Raw genomic sequence first — 6,307 nt, 5'->3', positions numbered from 1 at the left:
GATTGAGGCGGGTATCAGCGACTACTGGTACAAGTATGTCGGCCTGAACGGCGACGTGGTGGGCATGACCACCTTCGGCGAATCCGCCCCGGCGGAGAAGCTGTTCGAGCTGTTCGGCTTCACCGTGGACAACGTGGTGAGCAAGGCGAAAGCGCTGCTGGGCTAAGCCCGCTGCCTGCCCGGCCTGACCAGATAAGCGCCCCAAGGGGGCGCTTTTTTTATGGGTGCTTTCCGGCTAGTTCCGCTCTTGCGGGGAACACTTCGCCATCCAGCGGTGGGCGTAAATCTCGGCCGATTTAGCCCCGCCCTCGCGGGAAATAACGTAAAAAAAATTTATCGTTTTAATAATTTTTCTAAAAATCACGTTTAACGATGATATAGCCATTAAACCTTACTGAGCAGTCAGTATCACTGGCAAATGCTGAAGCCAGAAAAATGTTTTTCTTCCCTTCTTTATTTTCAAAAGTGTATTCAGCAATTATATTTCTTGCATGGTCAGCCATAAAACCCTTCGCATACTCCTCTGCCGTTGTACGATCTTCGCTGTGTTCACCACTCAGGCGTTTTTCCTCCTTGCCGTATACGATTGCCAGTGGATACGTAACAGGAGTAATTGAAACTATTTTTGTTTCGGTTTTTCCTTCATTGATATTTTCCCGCGCTAACTTCAGGTCATCCAGCATTGAAATATACATGGCAGAGCCAATACCATTATTTAGTTTTATACATTCATCCGGCGTAACGGCAGAGAAGGCATAGAAACTAAAAAAAACCAGCATCAATATCGGGAGCTTCATAATACGATTAATTCCTTATCACCGGATTCGTAGAGCACTCGTCTGAATGTCGGATGGAGAATAATGCATCCATTCGATGCTGTTCCTTTGCTATTTCCGCCATGTATTAAGAACCCACTCCTCCCACACATATTATTAGTAGAATAAGGTTGTAGACGCAGTGTATACGGGCCAGCGTGGTAGTGTCTGAAAGGCTTGCCAACTATCTTATATTTCCCTCGCGGCAAAGGCCCTTTGTTTACTATACATTCGAAGTCAGGCTCATTTTTATAACCAGGAGCCCCAGCATAATCAGCGCTGAATTTATAAATACCATTTTGTTCAAACGACCTTTTTCTTACATTATAAACCCATGTCATTCTACCCTCCTTATATGGCGCCTTTCAGCGCCATTAAATACTCTTCTAGTTATCGATTTTTCCAGGAGTCAGAGTGAGTCAAATTACCATCACAGTATTTCCAGGTAATTTTCTCATAGCGAAGCGTAACTAATTCAAGATGATTTGTACTTTCGAAGGATTTAATATTGTGCATTATCGTTTTTACTGAAACAACCGTAACACCTTCAAGTAGCACATTGTAATATTCTTCCTCTCGCCCAGCATCATTAATCCTGTACCATTTAAACTCAGCACTTTTTAGTGTTTGACCGGTGGTCGATGCTTTATAAAGCAATGGGCTTGAGCTATCAACTTCCTTTTCAAATTCTAATGCATCATGAATTCGCGGCCCAGTTATTTGACCTGTGTGCCCATCGGTAGGAATGTCCACACCATGCATAAAACTTAACACTTCAATACTGTTTTCTCGGCCACGCACGTCAACCAAACCTTTAATCAGTGCGCCACCATCATCTTTTAACCATAAATAGGGAGGAATAGCCATTTTAAACTCCTAATTGATTAGAAAAGCTTGCATAGCTTGCGCCTAATAAAAACCAATGACAAATACCAAAAATCAATAAACACATCGATGAATATAGTTACGAAAAATAATTAAAACAGGGAATGGTTAAATTAATAACATTAAATTTAAAATAATAAGCACATTATATAATATGCATGTCAGAATTTAGAAAAAAATTCTTATATTGGACCACCACAATATTACAAGCTCAGTCATAGTCTATATCCCCGCTCTCATGGGGAATACAGCGTTATTGTTATGGAAATTACAACTGAAAGCGGTTTATCCCCGCTCACGCGGGGAACACGCTGCAATGGTTTCTACCACTCAGGACGCCGGTCTATCTCCGTCAGGTGACGCCGCTCTTATTTTTCGCCCTGCGTCGTCCACAATAACGGCCAGCCGTTCAGGCTGTAGCCGTCACAGTGCGGCTCGGCGCGGTACTCTGCCAGCCGGAACTGTTTGCCGTCATACACCCAGCGGCTGGACTCCCCACAGTCGCCAATGCCGCGCCCTTTGGCGTAGATCGACAACTGGCCGCGCGCCTCATCCATATCCACATTGATCAGTTCCGGCTCGACGAGCTGTGATCCATTGAGTTTGAACGGCGCCTGCAATACCAGATCCTCCGCTTTCAATGGCGCATGGCGGGTCACGACCGACGCCAGCGAGAAGAGGTTATAGGCACCCATATCGCAGTTCACCAGAATCAGCGCCTTATCACTGCTCAGCGGCGTCAGGCTGATGTCACGCTCCGACTGCTCCAGCGTGCAGTCACTGGTATCAATGTTGGTGGCAGCAAACTGGGTCAGCGCAGCGATTTCCCGTTCAGACAGCGAAGGTGCCGGTGTGAACGCCGGAATAACCGGTGCCACCGGGGCCGCCGGCACGGTGTCGGCGGCTTTGCTGCCCGGCGTTGCCCAGGCGGTGCGGGTCTCTACCCGGCCCTGTTGGGCATCCATCGCTAACAGCGCCGCTTTCAACCCTTTGAGTGACACCACCTGCCGCACTTTCGCCTTCTCCTGCCCGGAGAGCGTGAGCACGGAGGCGTCACGGAGACGGGCGATAAAATCATCGACTACCAGCGTATTGTCGGCACGGGTGGTGTGATCCGCTATCTGCCATTCACGCGGGTTCAGGCGCAGTACTTTGCCGTCCAGCGTCAGGCGTGAGGCGATCGGGCGGGTATCCGCGCCCTCAAAGACATCACTCTGCTGGTTATCCAGGCGGGCTTCTGCCCTGCCCTGTGGCCCGGCCTCACGGCTGAGATGCAGCACCAGGCCGTTATGGTCATTAATATTACGGGCTTCACAGCGGTTCAGGTTGTCACAGCTGACCGTCCAGTCACTGTAATCCTGTTGCAGTGGGTCAGCTGCGGCGGTGCCTTGCAACAGCACCATCAGCAGCACAGAAAAGGTCGCGGCTCTTAACATCATCATTCTCGGCTCCGGGAAAGTTCGCCCCGATAATAACGTAACACGTTGAAAAATTGCCTCCCTTTCCTTCGCATTTTACGTACCGTCACGCAAATTATCACCGCAAGGCAGCAAACACCGGCAGAGCGTGGAACCCGTGCCGCAGCCCGGCAATTTCCTTGCCTGCGGCCATTGCCGTTATGGCGCCCGCCCTGCAAAATGCTGCCGGCACCTCACCGGGCTGGTATGCTTTCAGGGTAATGGAAACCTGAGAGCCGCCCGCTGGGGAATCAACGCGCGGCGGGAGGAAGCCAAAGATGATAAGCGGGATGAAAAAGGGGTGGCGGCAGGCTGCCGCAGGGCTGTTATGCGCAGCGGGCATGGTGATGGCCCTGCCGCTGTATGCCGAAGAGGGGCCAACGGTGTATACCGGCACCCTGGGCAGCCAGCAGATTGTGGCCGAGCTGGATTTCACTCAGCCGGATGAGGTCAGCGGGCGCTATTTTTATCAGAAATACCATCTTGATCTGCCTCTCAACGGCAGCCTGGCCAACGAGACACTCAGCATGAAAGAGGGGCTGGACAGCCTGGATGCCGCCCCGCATCCCACGATCACCCTGCATCATACGGCGCAGGGGTGGCAAGGCGAATGGGTCAGCACCCAGGGTAATGCCCTGCCGCTGCAACTGACCACGGCCCACCCGGCGGCTGCGCCGGGGGATGACCCCTACCTCGCGTCACTGGCGGGTGACGACCCTTATGAATACCTGCGCCTGCAAGGGTTACGCCTGCAACGTGGCAAACAACAAACGGTGATGGGCTATCCGCTGCAGTGGTGGAAAGAGCCGCAATCCGGCATTACGTTGTTTGAGATTATTTCCGGCTACCCACCGGCACAGCTGGCGGCGCTTAACCAGCAATTGCGCGCCAGGCTCTGGCAGGAAGTGGTGGATTATCACGGCTGCCAGCTGGGTGCCAGCCGCTTTGGTCAGGGCGAGTTTGACCAGACCGTCACGCCGGAGTACCTCTCTGCCAACGTGGTGAGTATCAGCATTTTTACCAGCTATGACTGCGGCGGCGCACACCCGGACTTCGGCGACACCCCGCTTAACCTGAATGCCCGCACCGGGGAGAAGCTGGCGCTGGAGGATGTGCTCTGGGTGGGTCAAGGCCGCCCGTTCCACTACCTTTATGAAGACGAAGAGAGTGACGATGATGATGGCGATAACCATAACAGCGTCAGCTTTGATGAGTATTCCGCCTACCGCAGCAAACAGTTCGCGCCCTGGCTGGTGAGCCGCTTCCGCGCCCTCTACCCCGCTGAAATGGCCGCCCCGTCAGAGGGGGATGAAGAGGGCTGCAACTACAGCGATCCTGAGGTCTGGAATTTCCCGGCCTGGTATTTTACCCCGCAAGGGCTGCTGTTCAGCCCCTCGTTTGCCAGGGTGGCACGTGCCTGTGAGGCGGGCCTGAGCTGGCCGGTGCTGCCGTGGGCGGAGATTCTGCCGCATCCGGGCGGTGCCGGGCTGACGCTGCCCTGATTCTGCCCTGCGCCTCTCCTGTGGGATGGCATAGCAATGCGGCGCACGAAGGATCGCACGCCGCATACGCCGTCTCACTTTTACCGTGGCTTAGCCGGAAAGCCCCCGCCCATAGCCGCACGACCCATAGCCGTATGGCCGGAAAGGCCCCGGCCAGGGCGATTGCCCGGCACAGCAGAGGCTGCTAGCAGCCGATGTCGCGCAGTTTTTTGCCCGCCATCAGGTTCTTCTCAATCTTCTCCAGCGTCACGTTTTTGGTCTCCGGGATCAGGAACACGGTGATCACGATGAAGATGACGTTCAGCCCGGTATAGAGCCAGAAGGTGGCCGCCGCCCCGATACTGTTAAGCAGCGTCAGGAATGTTGCGCCGATAATCATATTGGAGACCCAGTTGGTGGTGGTGGAACAGGTAATGCCGAAATCACGGCTTTTCAGCGGCTGGATCTCTGAGCAGAGGATCCAGACCACCGGTGCGGCGCTCATCGCATAGCCGGCGATGCACATCATGGTCATGCCGACGGAGAGGTAAGAGATGCCGGTTGAGTGGTGGCCGTTTTCAATCAGTTGCAGGCAGATGCCCAGCACCAGCGTGCCTGCGGCTATCACAGAGAAGCCAATTTTCAGCGCCGGTTTGCGCCCGGCCTTGTCAACCATGCCGATGGCGATAAAGGTCGCCAGCACGAAGGTCAGCCCCACGACCACGGTCGCCATCATCTGTTGATGGGTGCTGGTAAACCCCGCCAGGCTGAAAATTTTGGGGGCGTAATACATGATGATATTCATGCCGGTGAACTGCTGCATTGCCTGTAACAGCATGCCGAGGAACACGGCCCGGCGCACATTGTGGTTGGTTTTAAACAGCCCCCAGCCGTTCTGTTTCAGCTTCAGGCTTTCGCGGATGTCATTAAGTTCCTGGCGCGCTTTTTCAGAGGTGTCGCGCAGCATGTTCAGCACCTGCTCTGCCTCCACATGCCGCCCTTTGGCTGCCAGCCAGCGCGGGCTGTTGGGCAGGAAAAACACCGCCACCATCAGGATCAGTGCCGGAATACAGAGTACGCCCAGCATGGCGCGCCAGTTGCCGCTGTAACTGAACGCGGTATCAGAGAGGAATGCGACCAGGATGCCCAGCGTGACCATCAGCTGATACATGGCAATCATCTTGCCGCGGATGTTTTCAGTGGCCATTTCAGAGAGATAGAGCGGAGCCGTATAGGACGCAATGCCCACGGCAAAGCCCAGCAGCACCCGGGAAAGCAGCAGTACCTCAATATTGTGTGCCAACGCTGACCCGGCAGACCCGGCCACAAACAGAATCGCCCCGGCCATCAGGCTGTATTTGCGCCCCAGCCGGGAGGAGAGCCAGCCGTTAGCCAGCGCGCCAAAGGCCGCCCCCAGCATCATGGCGCTGACCACCCACTCCTGCAGGTGGCTGCTCAGTGAGAAGTGATCGGTAATAAACGGCAGAGCGCCGGAGATGACGCCGATATCCAGCCCAAACAGCAGGCCGGCCATCGCCGCCGCAAACGAGACAAACAGATTCATCAGGCGGGTTTTCTTCGCCGAACTGCCGGCACCGGTTTCCGGTTTACCGGGATACTCATGGGTTGCAGACATAACGTTCTCCGTAACAAATCATCGGCACGCGCC

The 6,307-nt window shown here is 54.3% G+C and carries 7 protein-coding genes; 2 read left to right on the top strand and 5 right to left on the bottom strand.

The features are described from left to right. Positions 1-166: transketolase-like TK C-terminal-containing protein (locus CYR55_RS23990; protein ID WP_175580802.1), on the top strand; the 166-nt coding region annotated here is incomplete at its 5' end. A gap of 187 nt (positions 167-353) precedes the next feature. Here the strand turns inward: CYR55_RS23990 and CYR55_RS11715 are convergent. The 4 genes from CYR55_RS11715 to CYR55_RS11700 form a co-directional block, all read right to left on the bottom strand. After that, positions 354-797 (bottom strand): hypothetical protein, encoded by a 444-nt coding sequence (locus CYR55_RS11715; RefSeq protein ID WP_101816313.1) that lies wholly within the window; start codon positions 795-797, stop codon positions 354-356. Further along, complete coding sequence (locus tag CYR55_RS11710) at positions 794-1,156, bottom strand: tlde1 domain-containing protein (RefSeq protein WP_101816312.1); 363 nt, start codon at positions 1,154-1,156, stop codon at positions 794-796. Before CYR55_RS11710 ends, CYR55_RS11715 begins: the two co-directional genes overlap by 4 nt. A 49-nt stretch (positions 1,157-1,205) precedes the next feature. Further along, entirely contained in the window at positions 1,206-1,682 is a 477-nt protein-coding gene (locus CYR55_RS11705; protein ID WP_101816311.1) for an Hcp family type VI secretion system effector, read from the bottom strand. 386 nt (positions 1,683-2,068) lie between these two features. Continuing rightward, positions 2,069-3,142, bottom strand: coding sequence for a DUF1176 domain-containing protein (locus CYR55_RS11700; RefSeq protein ID WP_241522141.1), 1,074 nt, complete (start codon positions 3,140-3,142; stop codon positions 2,069-2,071). Positions 3,143-3,447: 305 nt separating this feature from the next. Between CYR55_RS11700 and CYR55_RS11690 the strand changes: the two genes are divergently transcribed. After that, on the top strand, positions 3,448-4,659 hold the full coding sequence (locus tag CYR55_RS11690) for a hypothetical protein (RefSeq protein WP_241522140.1): 1,212 nt from the start codon (positions 3,448-3,450) through the stop codon (positions 4,657-4,659). Positions 4,660-4,843: 184 nt separating this feature from the next. On the opposite strand, the gene CYR55_RS11685 is transcribed toward CYR55_RS11690, so the two are convergent. Continuing rightward, positions 4,844-6,274, bottom strand: a complete 1,431-nt coding sequence (locus CYR55_RS11685) for a sugar porter family MFS transporter (protein ID WP_101816308.1) — start codon at positions 6,272-6,274, stop codon at positions 4,844-4,846. Positions 6,275-6,307 lie beyond the last annotated feature (33 nt).

Source organism: Chimaeribacter californicus (assembly GCF_002858675.1).
Taxonomy (GTDB): Bacteria; Pseudomonadota; Gammaproteobacteria; order Enterobacterales; family Enterobacteriaceae; genus Chimaeribacter; species Chimaeribacter californicus.
Note: the sequence above shows the minus strand (reverse complement) of the source record. Positions and strands in the feature narration are given on the sequence as shown.

Excerpts from the sequence above, each read along its gene's own strand:
- CYR55_RS11715 (WP_101816313.1), bottom strand. The coding sequence starts at position 797 with ATGAAGCTCCCGATATTGATGCTGGTTTTTTTTAGTTTCTATGCCTTC.
- CYR55_RS11710 (WP_101816312.1), bottom strand. The coding sequence starts at position 1,156 with ATGACATGGGTTTATAATGTAAGAAAAAGGTCGTTTGAACAAAATGGT.
- CYR55_RS11705 (WP_101816311.1), bottom strand. The coding sequence starts at position 1,682 with ATGGCTATTCCTCCCTATTTATGGTTAAAAGATGATGGTGGCGCACTG.
- CYR55_RS11700 (WP_241522141.1), bottom strand. The coding sequence starts at position 3,142 with ATGATGATGTTAAGAGCCGCGACCTTTTCTGTGCTGCTGATGGTGCTG.
- CYR55_RS11690 (WP_241522140.1), top strand. The coding sequence starts at position 3,448 with ATGAAAAAGGGGTGGCGGCAGGCTGCCGCAGGGCTGTTATGCGCAGCG.
- CYR55_RS11685 (WP_101816308.1), bottom strand. The coding sequence starts at position 6,274 with ATGTCTGCAACCCATGAGTATCCCGGTAAACCGGAAACCGGTGCCGGC.